We start from the raw sequence: 21196 nt of genomic DNA, 5'->3' as shown, positions 1-21196 counted from the left end.
AAGGACGTTTCAAGCGGCAGAAGTGTTCCCTTGCGCAAGGAGCGACGAAACTATTGAAGGTAGAGTGGAGCGCTTGGGCCGCGTCAATGCCACCAGCCTCAAACACGAGCCGCGGTTTACCAGCCCGTTCTTCGATGCATCCTCATCTCTGCGAAGATGCCATGTCGCCTTCCCTCATCTGCCCGCGCGAACCCTCCTAAGAGCCTATCGCCACATCGTCCAAAGCTTCATCCTTCGTGGCGCACCGGTTCGAACCGAACAGACCAACAATCCGAGTCGCACCGAGAAGGATGACGGCAACTAGATCGGTAGTTGGGCGGCCGCAACATCAGAAAGGTCTCAGCGTTTGCTGGACGCGTGCCTGCGATGGCGGTGGTGGCAACGATCTTCTCTGGCTGCCCCAAGCGCGGGAGAGGCCATTCGACGCTAGCAAGAGTTCGCTCGAACCTGATATCCGTTACCGCAACGACTTCGCTGAGACCACCTCCCAGGCACCATTCTACGATGCCGGCGAACAAGGTCAGCGTTGCCTCGTGAACGGAACCATCTCCCCTCCCCTCCCCTCCACTCTTCGAGGTGTCGACGCAAAAGCGAGAACTCTAGACCATCAGGGGATTGGCGTTCAGGCGGCCCTTCGGGAGCAGAGACGGAAATACGTCTACCAGCATGGTCGGTCCCATCGCAGACAAATCGCGTGCACATCCTGCAAGTGGTCCAGCCGCGGTGACATCCAGGATGGCAGTCGGGGCGAGAGCGTCAACCCCATCTGCCTCGCACTCGTCGACTACTTCTACATCCCAAGTGCGAGTGGAAAAGATCCTCGCACGTAGCCTATGATCGTCCTGAAGCAGCTACGCTTCGTAGTAAATTTTTGGTGTCGAGATCGCGAATACCTGCATGAATTTCTCCGCCGCCGTTAGGCGCCGGGAACTCTGCACGAATTGGAATCGGGCGTCCGTTGTCGAATGCTTACGGTTTTGTGCGAGTGAGTCGCGGCAAGGGGATCACCGACTTTGCCGAGGTCTTCTGCTTTTCGTCTAAATCGCCGGGGCACATTTGTAGGATTCACAATAAAACACACCATGACCAATCGGTACCGCGGTCTTGCTAAGCTGCAGGATATAAACGGAAAAATCCATTTACTCTACGTTCCGGGTTTATCCACGTTAGCCTTTCGTTAACCTAAAACCCCTTGCTCAAAATGCAGAATCGGCTCTAATAGCTAGTGGCGGAACTTTAGCGGTTTCGCGAAAAGTTCCGCCACTTGCAGGAAATGGATTTTGAGATGGCGAAAACCGCAGCAAACACAGCGCCGGTCGTCGAAGGGTTGACCGCATTGATGGAGCGTCATGCTGACGCTCTCTCCAGCCAACTTCAAGCACATCATCTCAAGGTCTTCCCGCCGACGTCCGAAAAGGGCATTCGATCCTTTGCACCGTCAGAAGCCTCAAAATTGCTTGGCATCGGTGAGTCTTATCTTAGACAAACTGCTTCGGAAATGCCTGAACTGCACGTTAGTATGAGCCCTGGCGGTCGACGCACGTTCACGATCGAAGATATTCATTCAATCCGTAAGCACCTGGACCTGATTGGCCGCGGGAACCGGCGCTACCTGCCCCATCGTCGCACGGGGGAGCAGCTTCAAGTCGTCTCGGTGATGAATTTCAAAGGCGGCTCGGGCAAGACGACGACAGCCGCGCATCTGGCACAGTACCTGGCAATGCGTGGCTACCGGATTCTCGCGATTGATCTTGATCCCCAAGCAAGCCTTTCCGCACTCTTCGGCAGTCAGCCAGAAACTGACGTTGGTCCGAACGAAACACTCTATGGCGCCATCCGGTATGATGACGAGCAGGTCCCAATCGAGCAGGTTGTCCGAGGAACGTACATCCCGGATCTTCATCTAATTCCTGGCAATCTTGAACTGATGGAGTTTGAGCACGATACCCCGCGCGCGCTTATGAACCGGAAGGAAGGTGACACGCTTTTTTACGGTCGGATCAGTCAGGTCATCGAAGACATCGCGGACAACTACGATGTCGTCGTTATCGATTGCCCTCCCCAACTTGGCTATCTCACGCTTTCAGCTCTGACCGCCGCAACCTCGATCCTCGTCACCGTCCATCCCCAGATGTTGGATGTAATGTCGATGAACCAGTTTCTGGCGATGACCTCGAATCTCCTTCGGGAAATCGAGAACGCAGGCGCCCAGTTCAAGTTCAATTGGATGCGCTACCTCGTCACTCGTTTTGAACCGAGCGATGGCCCGCAGAACCAGATGGTGGGCTATCTGCGTTCGATCTTCGGCGAAAATGTCCTCAATTTTCCGATGCTCAAGACGACCGCCGTTTCGGACGCTGGCCTGACGAATCAAACCCTCTTTGAGGTTGAGCGCGGACAGTTCACGCGCTCGACCTATGATCGGGCCTTAGAGGCGATGAACGCCGTCAACGACGAGATCGAAACTCTAATCAAAAAAGCATGGGGTAGAACCACATGAGTCGGAAGCACCTCCTTGACGTCACCACGGACGCGCCCGACAGCTCATCAGCTGCTGAACACAGAGCGGCAAAGACTCGCTCCATGCCGCTTCTCGGCGTGACCAGAAAAGAACGAGATCCAGCGACGAAGCTGACTGCAAACATCGGTAACGCGTTGCGCGAGCAAAATGATCGTCTTGGTCGTGCCGAGGAGATCGAGCGGCGTCTCGCCGAAGGTCAGGCCGTGGTTGAACTGAACGCGTCGTCAATCGAGCCGTCCTTCGTTCAGGATCGCATGCAAGGTGATATCGAAGGACTTCTTGCATCCATCCGCGAGCAAGGACAGCAGGTCCCAATCCTTGTGAGACCTCATCCCGTTAAACCCGCGCACTACCAAGTTGCCTTTGGACACCGCCGGCTGCGCGCCGTTTCGGAGCTAGGACTGCCGGTCAAGGCGGTTGTTCGAGACTTGACGGACGAGCAGTTGGTTGTCGCACAGGGTCAGGAAAACAATGAGCGCGAAGACCTCACCTTCATCGAAAAGGCACGTTTCGCACACAAGCTAAACAAGCAGTTTCCACGAGAAATCGTCATCGCGGCTATGTCAATCGATAAAAGCAACTTGTCGAAGATGCTCCTGCTTGTTGACGCCCTCCCCTCTGAATTGATCGATGCCATCGGCGCCGCTCCAGGCGTTGGACGCCCAAGTTGGCAGCAATTGGCAGAGCTGGTTGAGAAAGCATCGCCTCCGGCAGGCGCTGCGAAATATGCTGCCTCGGAGGAGGTGCAGGCGCTGCCGTCGTCGGAACGGTTCAAGGCAGTGATCGACCATCTGAAACCGCGTCGGACTGCGCGCGGGTTGCCAGACGTCCTGTCGACCCCCGATGGCGACAGGCTTGCGCAGGTCACGCAGAGCAAGAGCAAGCTAGAAATTACCATTGACAGGAAAGCCACGCCGGATTTCGCGGCTTTCGTACTCGAGCATTTGCCGGCGCTTTACCAGGAGCATCGCGCAAAGCATCAACGGAAACAGGGAGTGTAACCCGCAAAAGAAAAGAGCTCCCTCAACGTCGCCGTCGTGGAAGCCCTTCTGTCTCTGTAGCAAGAACAGAATCGCATTTCCTCGAATCCTCGTCAAGAGTCTTTGGCGCCGTTTTGGTGAGCGAATTTCCTTTGCCTGCTGAAAGGTGAGAGACAATGCAGTCGGGGAATGTAGCGACGCCGTTCGGGCGGCGGCCAATGACGCTTGCGCTCGTGCGGCGCCAGGCGGCAATGGAAATCAAGCATGGAAAAGCTGCCGATAAGTGGAAAGTGTTGAGAGACGCTTCCGCCGCGATGGAACTGCTCAAGATCCAGTCGAACAGTCTGGCTGTTCTTGACGCACTTTTGAGTTTTTATCCTGACAATGAGTTGCGTCAGGATGCACAATTGATTGTCTTCCCCTCGAATGCCCAACTGGCGCTTCGGGCGCATGCAATGGCGGGCGCAACGTTGCGGCGGCATATTGCCATTCTGGTGGAGTCGGGGTTGATCGTCCGTAAGGATAGCGCCAATGGCAAGCGCTTCGCCCGCAAGGGCGACGATGGCCAGATCGAGAATGCTTTTGGCTTCGACCTGTCGCCCCTCCTGGCGCGATCGGAAGAGTTGGCGATGTTGGCGCAAAGAGTGGCGGCCGAGAGAGCCTCGCTCAGGAAAGCCAAAGAGAGCCTTACAATTTGCCGGCGGGATGTTCGCAAACTTATTACTGCTGCAATGGTCGAGGGCGCCGACGGCGATTGGAAGACGACCGAGGACATCTACATTGCGCTCGCGAGCAGAATTCCGCGCGTTCCGACCCTTGAAGGGGTCACTAGCGTTCTCAATGAAATGGAGATGCTCCGTGAGGAAGTGCTTAATCGTTTGGAAAACCTCGAGAATGCTGAAAAAATTAGCACCAATGCTGCTCATATCGAGCAGCACATACAGAATTCAAAACCCGAATCCGTAAATGAATCTGAACCACGCTCCGAAAAGGAGCAGGGGGCAAAGGCGAGCTTGAGCCTTCAGCCGAAGAATGAATCGCAAAGGGCGTTCCCCTTGGGATTGGTGCTCAAGGCGTGCCCGATGATCAGCGACTATGCACCGCGCGGCGTGGGAAGCTGGCGAGATCTGATGTCTGCCGCTGTGGTGGTTCGATCTATGCTGGGGGTAAGCCCTTCCGCCTACCAGGATGCCTGCGAGGCGCTAGGACCGGAGAATGCTGCGGTGGCAATTGCGTGCATCCTGGAAAGGGCTAACTTCATCAACTCTCCTGGAGGCTATCTGCGGGATCTAACGCGCCGAAGTGAGCGCGGTGAATTCTCGCTTGGCCCGATGATAATGGCGTTGTTGAAGGCCAACGGGCAAGGCGGTTTGAGGGCTGGGTAAGTGCGGCTGATCGTTATTCCTGCCGTTGAGGATTTCGGTTGTGGTCAGCTGACCACCAAGCTAACCTCTTGGAAAACACCAACTTTCAAAGGCGGCTTGTCGCAGGCATTGTGCCGGTTACCGTCTGGCTCCCGAGCCAAATGACGCCTCTTAGGGGAACAGTAGACCGTGATCTCAATACGAACGCGCCCAAGGTCGCGCACGAACAAGACCAGGAGCGAAGTCTTCGCACGAAATGGCAGCCGCCTTTCATCAATTCATTGGCACCGGCGCGGCAAATCGCAAGGCGGCCGGCTGTGCCGGCTAATCGCGAGTGGGCGATGGCGCCGCATGGATAGGACGCAATAGGAACAACTACCTGCTGCCATCCGCAGCGCCGGAATCTACGGGGCTGATTCGCGGCGGCACTTCCACAACACTGGGAGAATTCATCAACCGCTATCTTGGGCGAGGTGACGCAATGAGCCACTCGACCCTATGGTCTTTTGACCAGGCAAGAATGGCATTCGAGGTGAGTTTGGTGCCGTTGTCGGAGAGATCATTGCGAGTTTCGAGCGAGGCGACGACCGGAGATCGAGGTGTCCGGGGATCGCCGCGAGGCATTCTCGCGTCGCGTCATCGACGATGTTGAGCACGCGAAACCCCCTTCCGTAAGCGAACTTGCAGGCACGCGCGCACCGATCCTGGCCAACGCGAAGGCTCTGCCCGCTGGTCGCTGGATTTTGTTCGTGACCAAAAGCAAATGATCCAGTGGAACATTTCTCCACCGAACGACTGAGGCATATACCTATCTCGCAAGGCCCAGCCATCGGCACAGTATTTGAGTCCGTTGAAGAAGGTGATGGGTCCAGGCGGCTTGGAGGAGGCATAGCCGTTCCAGCCGCCGAGTTTGGCGACGATCCAAGCGGCCCAGGCGAGCGAAGCTTTGGGATGGGGATTGGATTGCAGCTTGGTCTTGCCCTTGAAGCGGCTTTCGAGGGCGGCGAGCGTGTTGATCTCGTGGGGACTGACTGCCAGGCTTGCCGGGTGAGGATCGCCGCCACTGCGGTCCTGCACGAGTTGGAGGACGATTGCCGCGGCCTTGGCGGCGATGGCGACGAGCTTTTCCAGCCGCGGCGCTAACTGCAATTGGCTGTCTTCGATCTTGAAGCCCTGCGTCTTCATCACCCGGAAGAACTGCTCGATCATCCAGCGCTGCTTGTACCAAGCGACGATCTGCCAGGCGTCAGTCGCACTGGAGAGCGCATGGGTGGTCAAGAGCAGCCAATGCAAGGGCTCGACACCGTCGGGTGCGTCCGGTTCGACGACCTCGACCCAACTGAGCCTAACCCCGTCGGGCAGCCCTTCTTCGCGCAGGTTTTGCGGTCGCCTGATCGTCGCCTGGCCGAAGCGCAGGCACAACGTTGCCTGCCGCGCCGGACGGTCGGCGCGCTCGCGCAGCTCGATCGTTTGGGTGTCGCAGAACCGAACTGTCTCTACGACATCACGCAGTTTAGAGCCGCCGATGAGTGCATGGTCATGCATGACGCGCGACAAAAGATCGAAGCGTTGGTCGGGCAGGCGCGCCCACATCATAAAGAAGTCGCCCTATTGCGCGACCTCGCGACCGGCGACCGGCGACCGGCGACCGGCGACCGGCGGCTTCGGCGGGGGGGGAGCGCCGTTGGGGTCGACCGCATCTACGGGCTCTATCGCGAAGAAGGACTTTCCGTTCGCAAGCAGAAAAGCCGGGGCGGCACTGTCGGCACGCGTGGCCCGATCCTGGTCGAAGCGAAGGCCAATGCCCGAAGCTCGCTGAATCTCGTTCACGACCAGTTCGCTTGCGGAAGGCGGTTTCGCGTGCTCAACTTCGTCGAAGACGTGACCCGCGAATGCCTGGCGGCGATCCCGTGCACCTCGATCTTGCGTCGTCGCGTCGCTCGCGAACTGTCGGTCCTCATCGAACGGCGCGGCAAACCGGGGATGATCGTCTCCGACAACGGCACGGAATTCACCTCGAATGCCATCCTTGCCAGGTCGAAGGATCATAGTGTCGAGTCGCACGGCATCACGCCGGGAAGCCGATGCAAAACGCTAATGTCGAGAGCTTCAACGGCCGGATGCGGGACGAGATGGTCAACCAAAGCCTGTTCCTCGGCTGCGATTATGCCCGAAGCGCCATTGCTGGGCCGACGATTACAACCACTTCCGGCCGCACTCATCGCTCGGACCAGACCCGGGCACGTGATGCAGATACCATTGCCGCAACCGGCTCCAACGCTGCGCGAGATGAAAGCTTCGCGTTTCCGCCACTTGGCGTACTCGGAGCGCGCAGGCTCTAGTTGTGAGCTTTCGGGAGGTTGTCCATTCAAAGCGGATTTAGGAGACTGGAGCTATCACACCTCGAGTCGGAAGGATCGCCGCGAATGAACATTCATAAGAATGCCCGACTGACGCCGTTGCGCCGGGAACAAATGGCGCTTGCTGTTATCGAAGGGCATCTGACCCAGGCTCAGGCAGCACAGGCCTATGGCGTCGCGGCCAAGATCGTCGCCCGTTGGGTCGAGCGTTTCAAGGCCGGTGGTCGAGAGGCGATGCTCGATCGTTCCTCCCGACCTCATGCCATGCCCCGGCAGACCAGTCAGGCGCTGGCGGAGCGCATCATCACGCTTCGCCGCCAGCGCCTGACTGGCAAGCACATCGCGATCGAAACCGGTGTATCTGCAGCGACGGTGAGCCGGGTTCTCAAGCGCGCAGGCCTCTCCCGCCTCAAGGATATCGAGCCGGCCGAGCCTGTGCGTCGTCATGAACGCCAGGCTCCCGGCGAGATGATTCATATCGACATCAAGAAGCTCGGCCGGTTTCATGAGGTCGGCCACCGCATCACCGGCGATCGCACTCGCCAGAGTTCGCGCAGAGGCAAGAGTTGGGGCGCCGGTTGGGAATGCGTTCATGTGGCCATCGACGATGCCTCTCGCATCGCTTTCTCACAGATATCGCCGGACGAGACGAAAGAAAGCGCCGTGGCCTTCTTGAAGGCGGCATTGGCCTATTATGCCAGCCTCGGGATCGCGGTCGAGCGCGTCATGACCGACAATGGTCCCTGCTACACATCAAAGCCATTCGGCCAAGCTTGTCGCGACAACGGCCTCAAGCACGTTCGCACCAGACCATATACGCCTAAAACCAACGGAAAGGCCGAACGCTTCATCCAGACCGCCCTCAGAGAGTGGGCCTACGCCGTCGCCTATCCCAACTCGGACATGCGCGCCGCCGAACTGCCACGATGGCTTCATCGCTACAATTGGCACAGGCCTCACGGAAGTCTAAACTCAAAACCACCAATCACTAGGCTCGCTCTTACCCAGGACAACCTGTTGAGGCTCCACATCTAGTCGCCGCCGGAGAGGATTGAGTGCTAGGTCAGCGGGTCCACTGATCGAGGTTTTTCGCCAGACTCTGCTGTCGTGGGCCAGCAAGTCTTTTGGGGTGGGACGCACTGCCAACAGCTGCTTTTCCGGTGGTCAGCTGACCACGGCTACAACACTCTGAAAAGAAACGACATTTTCGGGCGCTACTATGGACGGCGCATGACCCGCTCCTCGCGCCACCTCTCACAAGATCGGTTGTGTAGAGATAGGTACCGTCCTGTCGCCGCCATGGGTCGCGGGGTCTTGGCGGTCATTTTTGATCGTACATGACGTTCTAAGGGCATTGGTCATGGTTGCCCGGGTAGAATGGCCGACAGCCCTTCTATGCGGCTGGTGTAGTAAGGTCAGTTGATGCACGGAGCCGATTGAGCGGCTTCGTGTTCGAACGAACAATCGCGGTGTTTGTCACGACTGAAAGGAGACATTGCTTTGTAATCTTAACGGCGGTCTCCGCAGGATGCTTCAGGACGAAGACCTCCCAGGCTTCGAGGACAGTCGAAATTTGCTGGTCGTAAAACGAATGTTTGCAGATCTTCGGCCGTAATCATTCTTGTAGGAAATATAGCTGGCGGCGCGGACAAATGGCTCAATCAAATTGTCGAGCATCCTTGAAAGAACGCCGAAACGCGGACGGATTGTAAAAGAAACAAATACTGTCTGACTGAGTTCCGGCTCGCGCCCGAATTCGTCGTGCAGCCGAGACGGCTTTTTGGTAGCGAGGGGAGCGGCTGTCCTCTGCTTTTACCCGCGCCGCCGAGGGTCATGGCCCGCGCGCCTCTGCGGATCATAATCACCGCGGCTGAAGCCTTCAGCACGTTCCGGGGGAGGGGGCGAGCAGGCGGAGGAAGCCGGCTCCGCGGCGAGGATGTAGGCGCTGAGCTGAAACCGCGGAGCGATAGCGACTAGCGGTCCTGGCGCTACAGATCCCCAAAGGCCGGACCTGACGGCTATGCAGTCGAATAGCGACAAGAAAAGACTCTCTGCCATCGGGCGTCGGATGAACCATGCCCTCAACGGCGAATGAGGCCAAATCGGTGGGCTTCGTCCAGCAGGACCCGCACCGAGGACGGTTGCCAGTTCTTGCCGCTGCGCACAGGCCGTTCTCCCATCTGGTCCAGTTGCGCGGCAATGTCGCGCAGCGACAGGTTGGGATCGGCAATGGCAATTGCCGCCACCAGCTTCATCAGATAGTCTTCGGGAGCCCGGCGAGGGGATCGAGCAAGGAGTTCCTTCTCCGCGAGCTTTTCGCGTACCATGCGATGAACAGCGCGACGAAGGCGTTCGACGGTCCAGTCGTGGCCACGGCGATTGAGAACCCGCACGACATTGTCCCAACTGTGCTGCGGCCGGAGTTGACGCACCATCGGCAGCCACGTCTGCGCCGATGCAATGAGTTCATCGAGATAGAGCTTCTCCCGTGCCTGCGAGATTGCCTTGATCGCCTCCGGCCGTCGTTCTCGCAGACCGGGATTTCCAGGAAGCTTGCCGCGTGCCTTCGCCGCCTTAATGCCGGCTTTGGTACGCTCAGCGATTAGCGCCCGCTCGAGCTGCGCGACGGCGCCGAGGACCTGAAGGGAAAACATGCCCTGCGGGGTCGACGTATCGATTGGATCGCGGATCGACCGGAAATGCACGCCGCGGGCCTCGAGGTCCTCGATCACCGACAAGAGATGACTGACGGATCGGGCCAGTCGATCGAGGCGCACGACAATGAGGACGTCGCCGGCGCTAAGTTCAGCGAGTAATCGCGTCAGCACCGGTCGAGCCCGCGATGCTCCGGAACCATGCTCCTGATGGATCCGATCGCAGCCGGCTGCACGCAGCTCGTCCAACTGGGCATCGTGGACCTGTTCATCCGTCGACACCCGGGCATAACCGATCAGCCGCTTGGGAGATTGTTGGTTGTCAAATGTTTGTGGCTTTGCCATCGCGCTTGTAACGGCCCTGTCTCGAAGTAGTTTGTACAGATAAGGCATGCGTTAGAAATCGAACAGTTGCAAGCGTGTTTTAGCCATTGAATAGCGGCCCGTCAGACTCAAAATGCTACCGCGGACGAGCAACGGAGCGTCCGCGGTGGCAAATGCGCGTCAGCGGGCTTCCAGGGCGGAAATGCTGGAAAAACAGCGGCTTTGGTGATGGCTGCGGGCGGAGAAGCCTGCTGAAGGGCGCCGGCGCTCAATTCCGGAAATGAGGACCGGCCATGTGTGCCGACGGCGGCCGTCGAATTTTGCGATTGAGAGTCCGGTCATCCCGGGCGAAATTGCCCTAAATGCCCGGATTTCCGGGCGAATCCGCCGATCCAGGACGACCGACATCGCTGATTTGCGGCGTTATAGCAATTACTTCCGATAAGCATTACTTATCGGAGGTGATTGCCTCAAAAAAACGCCCTCGGTGCGACGGAAGTAAGGGCCAAGTTCAATTCCTTATTCCAAAAGAACGTGGTTAATTCAAATGGTTAACGAACCGTAAATTCGACGCCGTCGCCGATTTGCCAGGCACCCGGGATCCGGCGTTGTGAATTTCAGCTAGGGATTTCATTCAAGCGCCAGCTGAAAATCGGACGCCATCTCCGCAGGTCAAGACTGGCTGCGAGTGACTAAGGCTTATCGGTGGACACAATTTTGCTTGCATACGATGCATCGCGACGAACAACACCTCCCTTGGGAAGTGGCGCTGATCCAAGACCTTAACCGCATTTGCAATTGTAAACCATGAAATCCTTAGCTGAAAATTGGGCTGATTCTGCCCGTTAAGTCCAACTGACTTAAGGTATTCCGCCGTTTGAAATCGCAAATTGAAAGCGACAAGCGAAAGCCATTGTTTACGTAAGGCAGTCGAGCAAAGGCCACGTTGAGAACAATCCTGCGAGCTGTCGCCGGCAATATATGAACTGGTTGACTTCGGGCGGCATCGCGGCTTCCGCACCGTTGAGGTCATCGATGATGATCTCAGACGTTCAGCCAGCGGAATGGTTGCCCGTCCAGCTCCTGAGAAGCTGGTGGCTGCATTGTCCGTCGGCAAAGTCGGTACTGTTCTTTGCTTCGACGCGCCGCGCCTCGCGCGCAATGGGCGCGACTACCTGCCTTTCGCCCTGGCCGGCGGCCAACTCCTATTCCATCTGATCAGCAGGCTCTACGAGCGCACGTCGATCATTGTCACCACGAACCTGGCGTTCGGTGAATGGCCGACGGTGTTCGGCGATGCCAAGATGACGACGGCACTTCTCGACCGCCTGACCCATCACTGCGAGATTGTCGAGACCGGCAATGAGTCCTGGCGCTTCAAGAACCGCTCTCAAAGCTAAAGTCGAAGAAGATCATCACCCGCACTTGGCCTACCCTCTGCAACCCCGGCCAGCGCCGGGCAGGCCAAGCGCTGATCTACAGCACAGGGGGGTCAAAATTGGATAAGCAAAAGGGGTGAATGTTCGGTGCTGATTGACGTGTCATCACGCCATTTGTCGTCGTTCAGGACAATCTCCGCGACAAACTGGTCGACAGTCGCGTTCTCGACGGCTGGGTAGACGGGCCTCGGACGTGGGTCAGGGACCGGGTTGGGACCGTTCAAACAGTTCAAGGCCGAGAAGCGGATATTGTTTTCTTTGTTCTGAGCGCGCAGTCTCCCTCTCAACAGGGCGCACGCGCGTGGGCTGGTGGAAGACCGAATCTCGCCAATGTCGGCGTAACCCGCGCGAAGACATCGCTCTTCGTCATCGGAAATCGAGCCGCATGGAAATCGGCAGGCTTCTTCGCGGCCCTACATAGGTACCTGCCGCAGCGCAATCTTTGATGCTGCCGAGCTTATTGGGAAAACGGCTTCCTGCTCTGGTCGGCATTTTAGGCTCCACCAGCGGCCACCATCTCGTCAAAGCGGGGCAGCCGCAGCAGGCTGTCATAGCGATGCAAGAGCCCGGCAACGGCGACGAACCGTCGTCCGCGCTGGGCGCTTGCCGAGAGTGCAGCGAACAGGTCTTGCGTCAGTCCCGCAAGATCGAGGAACACAACGAGTCGCGCGAGAAAAAAGTCGATTTCTCTGAGGTTGTGACGCGTCGAAAACAGTTGGCCCGGGTGACAGTCCGATGGCCAGAAAGGCGTTCCGGCGGCGATCACATCGAGGGCTTCGCCAAACCCGCTGGGGTCGTCGGCAGCAACGTCTCCCAACGCCGCCCGGATGGGGTCGTAAAGCTCCGGGGTCCGGCCACGCAACACGGTTTCCATCGCCCGGGCCATGCCGCCGTGTGCGGAACGATAGGCTGGAACGCCCTCGTTGGAGACCCGGAAGAACGCCTCTGGGGCATCCAGGATTTTAAGGTCCGTCGATGCCGGTGGCCCACTCTGGAATTCGTCGATTTGCCTGAAGAGGGTGCCAGGGATCTGCAGCAACGTCGACCCCTCGCGCTCGTCTGGCTTCAACATCCCCCAGATGGCCACGACCTGGGTGATATCCGCTCGGACGTCAAAATAGTTCCGCGGATAGGCCATCAAGGCCGGGTTCCAATACTTCGACAGCGCATGGAGGCGCAGCGATAGGATGGACGCGATTGGTGCAGAGGCAAGAACCGGATAGGCGGTAATAGCGTCGCGATAAGGAGCATGGTCGACGAAAGCCGGGGTACGTCCGAGCGCCACCGTCGCAACGGCAAGCGCCAAGAGGGTCCCCAGCGCGAAGGGGTTTCGCGACGATGGCTGAAAAGGGAAGGATGCGCTCTCGGTTGCCCACAGAAGGTCGCTTTCCTGGACGGCGCCAGTCGCCAGACAAGACAATGCCCATTTCCAAAGCCAGTGGCTGGTCAAGTCGCCCAATTTGTCAAGGGGCGGCTCATGCTCGGGAGCCTCCGCCATCCGCAATACGCCGCTCCGGCCGGAGCGAACGACGCCTTCGAAGTCGGCCTCGGAAAACAGGGCTGCGATCCGGCGAGCCGTATCAATGTCTTCCACTATGTCGAGCTGCCGTCCGTGGCCGGAGCCTTGGTAAGAATGCTCATCGGAACCCGCATCGATAAGCGCCAGCTGCTCCATCTCCAGATCGCCTATGGGCTCATATCGTTCTGCCTGCCTCGATGTGACCCCGAGGCGCGCCCGTTCGGCACGGCGAGTCGCAACAGCCTTTCTGCGCGCGTCGACAGGCAAGGCTGCGGTCTCCTGGTTGGACAGCCCGATGTCCGATTTGTCCTCGCGGCGGAGGATTGCACGCGCCGCAAGCGGCATCGCGAAGACGTCTTCCCCGGCAAGGTCAATCAGGCGGCGCACCAGGCTGGGATCGGTGAGCAGTAAACCGACCTCGCCCAAGAAGGCGTCATGATAGGCTGCGAGAGTTGCAGCGTCCGGCTCGCCAGCCCCACCGCCAGCCCGGTACCAGTTGGCGGCAGCGCGATGGACCGCGCGAACCGTCTCGCGCATGGGGATCTCGGAATTTCCCGCCGGTGACAGGTCGCTGTCGAGCATCGGCAGCATGATGCGCCTGAGGACAGGAACGTGGCGTATTGCGTCATCGCCGGAGCGCTCGACCAGCCAGACTTCACGGGAGAGGGCCTCAAAGAGGTCTATAGATTTCTGCACATCGATTGCGCCAAGTGCTGTCGGACCGGCAAGGACCTCCCGGATAAGTGTGGGCGTGACCACCGTGAGCGCAAGTCCCGGATGTGCCAGTTTGGAAAGGTCGTCCCTGGAAATCAGCCGCTCCCCGGCAGCATCGGTGACGATATGGTCTTTCAACCGGTGCAGAAAGCGGGAATAGAGCACGCGCGTACTGGATGCGGCACCAAGAACCCCTGAGCCTTCGGCAAGCGTGGCAGCCTCCTCGATCTCCGCAGCCGTGCGCCCGCGCGAAAACGCAGCGAGCAACAGGAGCACGATTGGAAACCGCGGAATGGCGCCAACGAGGCGCCGGCTTCGCGCCTGTGTGAAGATTTGGCGATCTGCACGGCTCCTCAGGAACTCGACCGCGGCCTCGGGACCGAGCTCGCCGATCTCCAGGCGTGCTTCGAACCAACGAGCAGCATCACCATCATCGCCCTGGAAGGGATGCGCTCGGCCAGCGACTACCGCCCTTACATCCTTGAACAGCGGACGTCCGTCGTGGCACCGGAGCACTTCGAGTGAGTTCAAGAATTCGAGCACAAGGCCGAACGGCTCCTGGTCCAGAAAAGGGGCCTTCATATTGGAGCGTACCAGGACTTCCTCGAAGGTATCGACGAGGACAACGAGGGTTTGTTCGGCAAACATCCCGTCACCCAAGGCCCGTTGCATTTCCTCGCGCATGGATGAAACAACGTTCAAGCTCTCGGTACCGGAGAGCCGCTCCACGTCGCCGCTCTCTTGAGTGAGCCTGTGCAGATCGTTTCGAGCCGCGTTCCGGATCGCCGATAGACGCTCGGCCGCTGCTGGCCTGGCAAAGCCGATCTGCCGAGTAACCTCGTTCAGCCATTCGCGCTCGCCCCCGAGAGCAACGTTGCGCTGGTCAAAATCAATCCAGACGCAGATCGGACCTGACCAGTCGTCTTTCTGGGTGCGGCGCATTAAATCGGCGACAAGAGCCGACTTGCCCGAGCCGCCTATGCCGGTGACGAGCAGAGGACGAAGGCGTGCGAAGTCGCTTGGCGGTTTGGGGAGCGCGACCAGTGGCTGCTGCAAAAGGCCGCTTTCAATATACTGGTCGAGGGCATGTGCCTCGAGCGCACGGCCAAACAGCTTACGGGGGGCCACAAAGTCCTGCCGGCGTCGCTCGGCCTTGCGCGCCAACATCACGCGCGGGTCTACCGGCGGTTCCCTGACCGGCCAATCCGTCGGCAAGGAACGGACGAAATCGAGCGCCAAGGCCTGTAACATCAGGTCGTCCGTCGACATTTTGCGCGGATCGCCGGCTGCCGCCCCCTTTTTCAACATTGCCTGGAGGACTTGGCCGAAGCGATCAGAAACTTGCGGTTTGGTTTGCCTGACGGTCTGTTCCAGTACCCCCTCGGCGGCCATCTCCCTCAAAGTGTCGCGCCGTGGCTGCGGCCGCAGGCGCCAGAGCACGCGCTTGTCTTCGATGACCTCTTCCATCATCGGCGATAAGAATGCCAGGACACGGTCCTCGAAGGCCTCCTTGTCCTCCGCGCGGACCGGCAGCTGCAGGAAAGCCACCGGATCGAACGTGCCGACGACGGCGGCCCGCCGGCGAAGGACGAGAGCGGCGTTTTCGGGTGTGTCATGTTTGGTTGCGTTCATACACCCATCCGTTTCTTGAGATGGGGGTCGAGGTCGTTGCGGACAACCGCGGCGACGGCCTGCGTCATGCTGAAGGTCTCGCTGACCCGGCTGCTTGCGACCGACGAGACGACGGCGGCAAGGCATTCGCACGCCACGTCCGGCAAGCCGAACCGCCCGTCAACTCGATTGCCTACCCAGGAGGCTACCCGGCTGCTGTCGAGATGCGTCAGCGGCTTTTCGAGGCGTTTGGCCTTGATGCCTTGCAGTGACGGCAGATCGACGTCAACCAGGCCGAGCATGACGAGGCGAAGCGACGGTTCGACGGAGACGTCTGCATAAAGCCGGTCGAGGAGCGTTCGCGTAGTTGTGTCCGGCAGCGCGTGTTTTTCAAGTTCGTCGATGACGAGCCACAATGTTCGCTGGCCAGCGATCCTGACGAGCTCAGCCTTTAGTTCGCCAGCAACGCGCATGACAACGTCGTTGATCTCGGTCGATTGACGATCGGCAGGTAGGCTGCTGTCATCAACGGGGGTCAGGGCGGATGACCGGCCGGCGCTGACAGCCTCAAGGAGGGCGGCTGCAGTGCGGTACGCGTTCTGCATTAGGTTTGCGGCGCTGATCTCGACGATTTCGTGTTCGGCGAGATCAAGAAATTCCCGCAGGATGCGCCTTGAGAAACTTTTGCCGACGCGCTGGAGCGGCTTTCCGTCCACACCGAGATCGGCGCGAACGATGAGTATCTTGACCTTGCCCCGGCTTGCCTCCGCAATCGCCTCCTGCAACTCTCCGCGCCCAATCAATGGATCGCCATTTGACAGCGCTGGTTTGAGTGCTTGGAGAGCACCCATCCGGGCGATGATGGCCGGTCCGGCCTTGGCACGGATACGGCGCAACGGTATGGCGATATTGACGTTCGCGCTTGGCACGGGATCGCCGTTATCGTCGCTGATATCAGAATTGCCGCCATAGGTGACGCCCGCTTGGTGCAGCGCCACCGGCATCATGTCGAAATTGAAGCAAGGTGCGCCGGATGAGCCGCCGATGGAATTTGCGCTATGAAGGATCCTCGCAGATGTCTTCGCGGGAACGCCGCCGAGAAGGTTTGCAGCTGGTAGACCGAGATCGAAACTTCCGTAGGACAGGCGCATCGAAAATTCGCCCGGGTGATGCAGGAGGACCATATTGCCTCTTGGCATAGGCGGGTCTTCGGAGACGATATCATAAAAGCGCCGCTCCAGTCCTGCCGGCTCGGCGATCTCAATCACGGCGAAATCGTCGTACGGCTCGAAATCCGCGCCGTCTGCCGGCCAGTCGCCGGCACCTTCACTGCCGGTTCGCTCGGATCCTTCGGCACTGCTTGCCGCGACCAGCCAGTTCTCGATTACACCGATGCGGATAACACCGCCCGCCTGTGCGGCGCGTGCCGTGAAATCGAATTCCACGCCGAGCCTTGCCGCGCTGCCGGCGGCAGCCTTCCATGATTCTGCCGGGGCGAGCCCTGCGGCCGCAGCCTCTTCGTCGCTCATAGGTTCCAACAGCGAACGAACGACGTGCCAGTTCGTCAGCACGAGGCGCGGCCCGATCAGGAAACCCGTTCCCCGTGTACGCCGGGCACCATCGCGCACAACGATGCGACAGGTGCAGCGTTGTGCGCGCATCACCGCGGCATTGACGTCGTCGGGATCGCGAAAGCGCTCCTGGTCATTAACGATTGCCTCGAAGGTGACGAGCACGCTCGCGCGATCGCGCGCATCCGCAACCAGCGCGGCCGCCATGACCACCCCGCCAGTACCATCATCCTCGCTGCTTGCCTTGAACAGCGTTGCACCGCCTGCGGAACAGAAACCCTGCAGGAACCCTTTATCGCTCGCATAGCGCAGCGCAGCTTCGAAATCGGCGAAATCTCGCTCGCGGCCCGGGCCAAGGGGCGCTGCCCGCTGACGTTTCAAGGCGACGGCCTTGAACGGGATGCGTTCGTCAGGGCTCACCTCGGCAAAGGCGTCGAAGGCCTTTTCGAACGTCTCGCGGGTTACCTTGACCTGACGTGAGAGCCTGCCGGGATCGAGCTCATCAGGACCTTCTGACACGGCGCGCCCTATCTCCATACCATCCGTTCGGTAACATCCGCCCCGATAAATGGCGATTGTTTCACTGCGGCCAGAGAGTGAGCGTAATTGGCGGTCATCACCTGGCCTGCGAAATGCAGGCCAAGGATCGGAAGATCGTTTGAAAAGGTAATGATTGCGGAGCCTGACGAGCCACCCAGCGTTGTCGCGTCATGGCTGAATATCCAGTGATTGCCGTCCGCCTTCACGCCCCCGGCCGCTTGGACGATGGTGCCCGGGCTGAAATATTTCCGGCCATAGTCGAGACCGAAGATCATCGCCAGACGGCCTCCGATCGTCTCAGTAGCTTCCTTGCCGGAAGGATCCTCCAGAGCGGACCGATCAGGACGGGCAGGATAACCGACCACCGCGATATCCTGCAAAGTTGCGGCTTCGCCGGGATCGCCCGTCAGCCCCACGGTCGCGGGGAGCTTCGCGGTAGTGTTCTCCGTTTCGACGTCGAGCACCACCATGTCAAGATGAGCGAAATCGACGCTTCTGCCAATTTGGGCATCACCAGCAGCGGCAACCCCTTTGACCTTGAAACGCAATTCGTTGCCCCTTCCGTTGTCGCTGAAATTGATCGTGACACCGTCACGCATGAACCATTTCGATCCGCTACCTCTCTTGACGACGACGTCCGCGATGGCCTCTGCCACATGGCGGTTGGTCACGACGAGCCCGGGACCGGCGACCCATCCCGTACCGACATGTGCGCCCGCAACGTCGATGCGGCCGACGCTCGCACAAAGGGCGGGCAGATATTGCTTGGCCGCCGTCAGAAGCGCACTCCAATCGGTGAATTCGGCATGCTTCGAGGAGATCGCGCCATCCTCCACCTTGAAGGCTGGGCGGCCCTTCAGCCGGACAAGCGCCTCGGTCACGATTCTGCCTTCGATGGAAAGCGCCGCCTCGCCATCGCTGGCAAGCTGGCGGACGACCGCTTCGGTGCTGTTCAACAGATCGCGGCGTGCGGCGGTTGCCTCAGGGGTACTTTCCGTCTGGGATTCGATCTGCGTCAGCGTGCCTTCGATGAGATCTTGCAAGTCCCTCAGACCCGTCCCGGCAAGACTTGCGCGCGCGTTTTCTGCAGTGCTTTCCTGGCCAGGCTTCAACGGCGCAATTATTGTCAGAGGGTGGCGCGCAGGCGGTGTGGGCGCAAGAATCGGAGCTTGGAGATGTGGAACTGCATTCGCAAATCGCAGGCTTCGTTTCAAGACGGTGGGCGCCTTGGCTTGAAGCCCTGGTGACGGGAGCGGCCGGGCAGGGGTTTCGAGCAGCGCGGAGCGCCCGGCGTCGCCGCGCCTCCAGGCGTCGGCGGCAAGGTAGCTTGCCTCTGCGCCGTAACGCGCCCAAACCACATCCGTGCTCTGGGCATCGGCAAAGACTTGCGCAACGGCGGCGCTCTCCGGCGCATCCGGAACGGCTTCAGGTGCTATTTCATTCCCGGTTGCTGCCGGGATCTTCGCCAGCGCCAAGCGCAGCAAGGCAGCGGCATCGACAACACCGGCACCGTAAAGCCAGCTGTTCCAGCGGGCGGGACGCCGTGCAGTCGCCGTCAGTGCCGCGCGAAAGAGCGCCTGGACGCTGACGCCGCGGCGCTTGGCCTCCGCCCGAACCTTGTCGCGTCCGAACCGCGCAAGCCATAGCGCCGCCACGCCGGCGGTGGTCGTTACCGCGAAGGAGGTCCCCTGCCCACCGCTAACCGTGCCGATGCCGAGATCATTCGGTGTCCTGCGTGCCACGTAGACATTCTCCGCTGGAGCGGCGATCGTCACACTGGGCCCGGCGCTGGTTCCCTTCCACGGTTTGTCGTTCGAATCGACACCGGCCACAGCAATGACACGGTCGTCTGAGGCCGGATAGACGACGAAGTTGACACAATTTCCTGCCGCGGCAAGCACGATCAGTCCCCGATCGACGGCGACGCCGATGGCAGCCGAAATCGATCTTGAGAAGATCCCCCCGAGGCTCATGGTGATGATGTCGGCCTTGATTTTCACGGCGTGAAGGATGGCGGCCGCCACCGGGGTCCCGTCGAATATCTTGACGTCGGTCGTGCAACGGATCGGCACAAGGCTCGCTGCTGGTGCCGTTCCGACCATCTGGCCACGTTCACGGCTTACGACCACACTCGCCGTGGCCGTTCCATGTCCGGGATTGGCAAAAGACGGATCAAGGGGATCAGCGGGGTCCTTATCTCCACCAACGATGTCGATGGCGAGATCGAAGCGAAGCGCCTCGGTATCCAGTTCGGGATGACTGGCGACACCGGTATCGGGCTGAGCGACGATAATGCCCGCACCCTTTTTGGGCGAAATCGCCCAGGCTTCGGGCGCGCGCACCGCCTTTGCCGACCAGTGGAAATCAGTGGGGGCCGACGCCTTCGACCAGCAAAGGGCATCGACAGCCGCTGATTCCGGATTGGTCCGGTCAAGCCTATGGGCATCGGGCTCGGCGTAAAGTGTCGAGCCGATGTCGGGCGTGCAGGACACGAGTTCGAGTTCACCTGCAAGGTAGTCGGCAATCGCGAATAGGCGGTCCGGTGCGATGGTGCGCGCAACGCCAGGAAATTGCAGGACATAGAACGTCGGGAGCAAGGGATCGAGCGGCTGAAGGACGAAGCGGCCGTCTTTCAGCAAACCGGCGATGTGGGCCTCCAACCCGCCAGCGTCATCTGGCCGCTTCAACTCCAGTTCGAAGCGTATAATTCCTGGCCGGAGAACGGGATCTTCGGCGTCGCAGGCTTCACAGACGGAACGCAGGATATCAAGTTCAATCACCGTATCGCCCCCCAAGGATACTACTTTATGTCTCTTATTTTTCGATTTTGCAATGAGGATACGCTGCCATGGTTGTATGAATCAGCAATATAAACAATACTGCTGACATTCTTTACAGCAACGATTGCATGCCGGTTTCAACACGTCTTCCGGGTCTTGTCACATGACCAGCAAGATTATAGAGGCGGGCTCGCTTTCTCCCGTTAACCCTGGTGCCGTATCATTTGCTGCTGAGCCGCCTGAGTACGTCGTCGGACCGGACATTGCCGAGAACCGGCTTCCGGCGGCCGGTAAATTGGCTCTTTGCGAACTTTGCGTCCGGGCCGACGTCGTGGAGGAAGATCTGGCAGATCTCCATTCCCGGCTGCAGGGCGATCGGCACCTCTCCGACGTTACTCAATTCGAGGGCAAGACAGCCAGCAAACCCCGGCTGGATTCCGGCTGCCGTCTCGATAATCAGACCGCGCCGTCCGAGTGACGATTTCCCTGTGACATAGCCGGCGAGATCCGCCGGCAGGCGCATCCACTCCAAGGTCGTCCCGAGTACGAAATTGTGCGGGTGCAGGATGAACTCCTCGCCGAATCGAACGAAATGTTCCTTGGTCGGAACCGGATCCTCATCCGGTTCACTGACGCGCAACAGCGAGGTGCGCGAGTGCCGCAGTGTCCGAAACCATCGGCCGAGACGCAGATCGAGCGACGCGGCGCCCACGGCGGCCAGCCGTCCAAGATCAGGGCGCGGCACGATTGCCAGCATGCCTCCGTCGGCGCCAGGAGCGAGATTGAGCCGGCCGATCAATCCAGTGCTGCTCAACATAG

General features: G+C 59.6%; 11 protein-coding genes and 5 pseudogenes. 8 read left to right on the top strand and 8 right to left on the bottom strand.

Annotated features, from left to right (window positions below; genetic code table 11):
- Window positions 1–227 precede the first annotated feature (227 nt).
- Window positions 228–851, bottom strand: a pseudogene (locus CO660_RS27475) (acyl-homoserine-lactone synthase).
- A 434-nt stretch (window positions 852–1285) separates the two neighbouring features.
- On the opposite strand from CO660_RS27475, the gene repA reads away from it, so the two are divergent.
- From repA to repC, 3 genes are all read left to right on the top strand, one after another.
- Window positions 1286–2500, top strand: coding sequence for a plasmid partitioning protein RepA (gene repA, locus CO660_RS27470; protein WP_011053501.1), 1215 nt, complete (start codon window positions 1286–1288; stop codon window positions 2498–2500).
- The gene (gene repB, locus CO660_RS27465) at window positions 2497–3522 is read left to right on the top strand and encodes a plasmid partitioning protein RepB (RefSeq protein ID WP_004672729.1); all 1026 of its coding nucleotides are present in this window, start codon (window positions 2497–2499) and stop codon (window positions 3520–3522) included. Before repA ends, repB begins: the two co-directional genes overlap by 4 nt.
- A gap of 155 nt (window positions 3523–3677) precedes the next feature.
- On the top strand, window positions 3678–4886 hold the full coding sequence (gene repC / locus CO660_RS27460) for a plasmid replication protein RepC (RefSeq protein ID WP_011053503.1): 1209 nt from the start codon (window positions 3678–3680) through the stop codon (window positions 4884–4886).
- A gap of 465 nt (window positions 4887–5351) precedes the next feature.
- On the opposite strand, the pseudogene CO660_RS27450 reads toward repC, so the two are convergent.
- Together CO660_RS27450 and CO660_RS27445 are read right to left on the bottom strand one after the other, a co-directional pair.
- Window positions 5352–5545 (bottom strand): annotated as a pseudogene (locus CO660_RS27450) (IS3 family transposase); the annotation flags it as partial.
- Window positions 5502–6458: an IS4 family transposase gene (locus CO660_RS27445; protein ID WP_258719862.1), complete on the bottom strand. Its 957-nt coding sequence runs from the start codon at window positions 6456–6458 to the stop codon at window positions 5502–5504. The gene CO660_RS27445 and the pseudogene CO660_RS27450, both read right to left, overlap by 44 nt.
- Before the next feature lie 114 nt (window positions 6459–6572).
- Between CO660_RS27445 and CO660_RS27440 the strand changes: the two are divergent.
- Window positions 6573–7207: pseudogene (locus CO660_RS27440) on the top strand (integrase core domain-containing protein); the annotation flags it as partial.
- 84 nt (window positions 7208–7291) lie between these two features.
- Window positions 7292–8260, top strand: a complete 969-nt coding sequence (locus CO660_RS27435) for an IS481-like element ISRel2 family transposase (protein WP_011053284.1) — start codon at window positions 7292–7294, stop codon at window positions 8258–8260.
- Between the two features lie 1046 nt (window positions 8261–9306).
- On the opposite strand, the gene CO660_RS27425 is transcribed toward CO660_RS27435, so the two are convergent.
- Window positions 9307–10224, bottom strand: coding sequence for a recombinase family protein (locus CO660_RS27425; protein WP_008534020.1), 918 nt, complete (start codon window positions 10222–10224; stop codon window positions 9307–9309).
- Between the two features lie 944 nt (window positions 10225–11168).
- On the opposite strand from CO660_RS27425, the pseudogene CO660_RS34555 reads away from it, so the two are divergent.
- From CO660_RS34555 to CO660_RS27415, 3 genes and pseudogenes are all read left to right on the top strand, one after another.
- Window positions 11169–11324 (top strand): annotated as a pseudogene (locus CO660_RS34555) (resolvase); the annotation flags it as partial.
- A gap of 51 nt (window positions 11325–11375) precedes the next feature.
- Window positions 11376–11603: pseudogene (locus CO660_RS34375) on the top strand (ATP-binding protein); the annotation flags it as partial.
- A 143-nt stretch (window positions 11604–11746) separates the two neighbouring features.
- Window positions 11747–12088 (top strand): AAA domain-containing protein, encoded by a 342-nt coding sequence (locus tag CO660_RS27415; protein WP_077991556.1) that lies wholly within the window; start codon window positions 11747–11749, stop codon window positions 12086–12088.
- Window positions 12089–12135: 47 nt separating this feature from the next.
- Here the strand turns inward: CO660_RS27415 and CO660_RS27410 are convergent, their stop codons facing one another.
- The 4 genes from CO660_RS27410 to dcd form a co-directional block, all read right to left on the bottom strand.
- Window positions 12136–15345, bottom strand: a complete 3210-nt coding sequence (locus CO660_RS27410; protein WP_167358583.1) for an AAA family ATPase — start codon at window positions 15343–15345, stop codon at window positions 12136–12138.
- Window positions 15346–15503: 158 nt separating this feature from the next.
- Entirely contained in the window at window positions 15504–17576 is a 2073-nt protein-coding gene (locus CO660_RS27405) for a trypsin-like peptidase domain-containing protein (RefSeq protein ID WP_064820001.1), read from the bottom strand.
- 8 nt (window positions 17577–17584) lie between these two features.
- Window positions 17585–20377 carry a S8 family serine peptidase gene (locus CO660_RS27400; RefSeq protein ID WP_125462012.1) on the bottom strand — a complete coding sequence of 931 codons (2793 nt, stop codon included), beginning with the start codon at window positions 20375–20377 and terminating at the stop codon, window positions 17585–17587.
- Between the two features lie 220 nt (window positions 20378–20597).
- Window positions 20598–21194 carry a dCTP deaminase gene (gene dcd / locus CO660_RS27395; RefSeq protein ID WP_016737368.1) on the bottom strand — a complete coding sequence of 199 codons (597 nt, stop codon included), beginning with the start codon at window positions 21192–21194 and terminating at the stop codon, window positions 20598–20600.
- Between the last annotated feature and the right edge of the window lie 2 nt (window positions 21195–21196).

The sequence above is a fragment of the Rhizobium sp. L9 genome, assembly GCF_002531885.1.
Lineage (GTDB): Bacteria > Pseudomonadota > Alphaproteobacteria > Rhizobiales > Rhizobiaceae > Rhizobium.
Note: the sequence above shows the minus strand (reverse complement) of the source record. Positions and strands in the feature narration are given on the sequence as shown.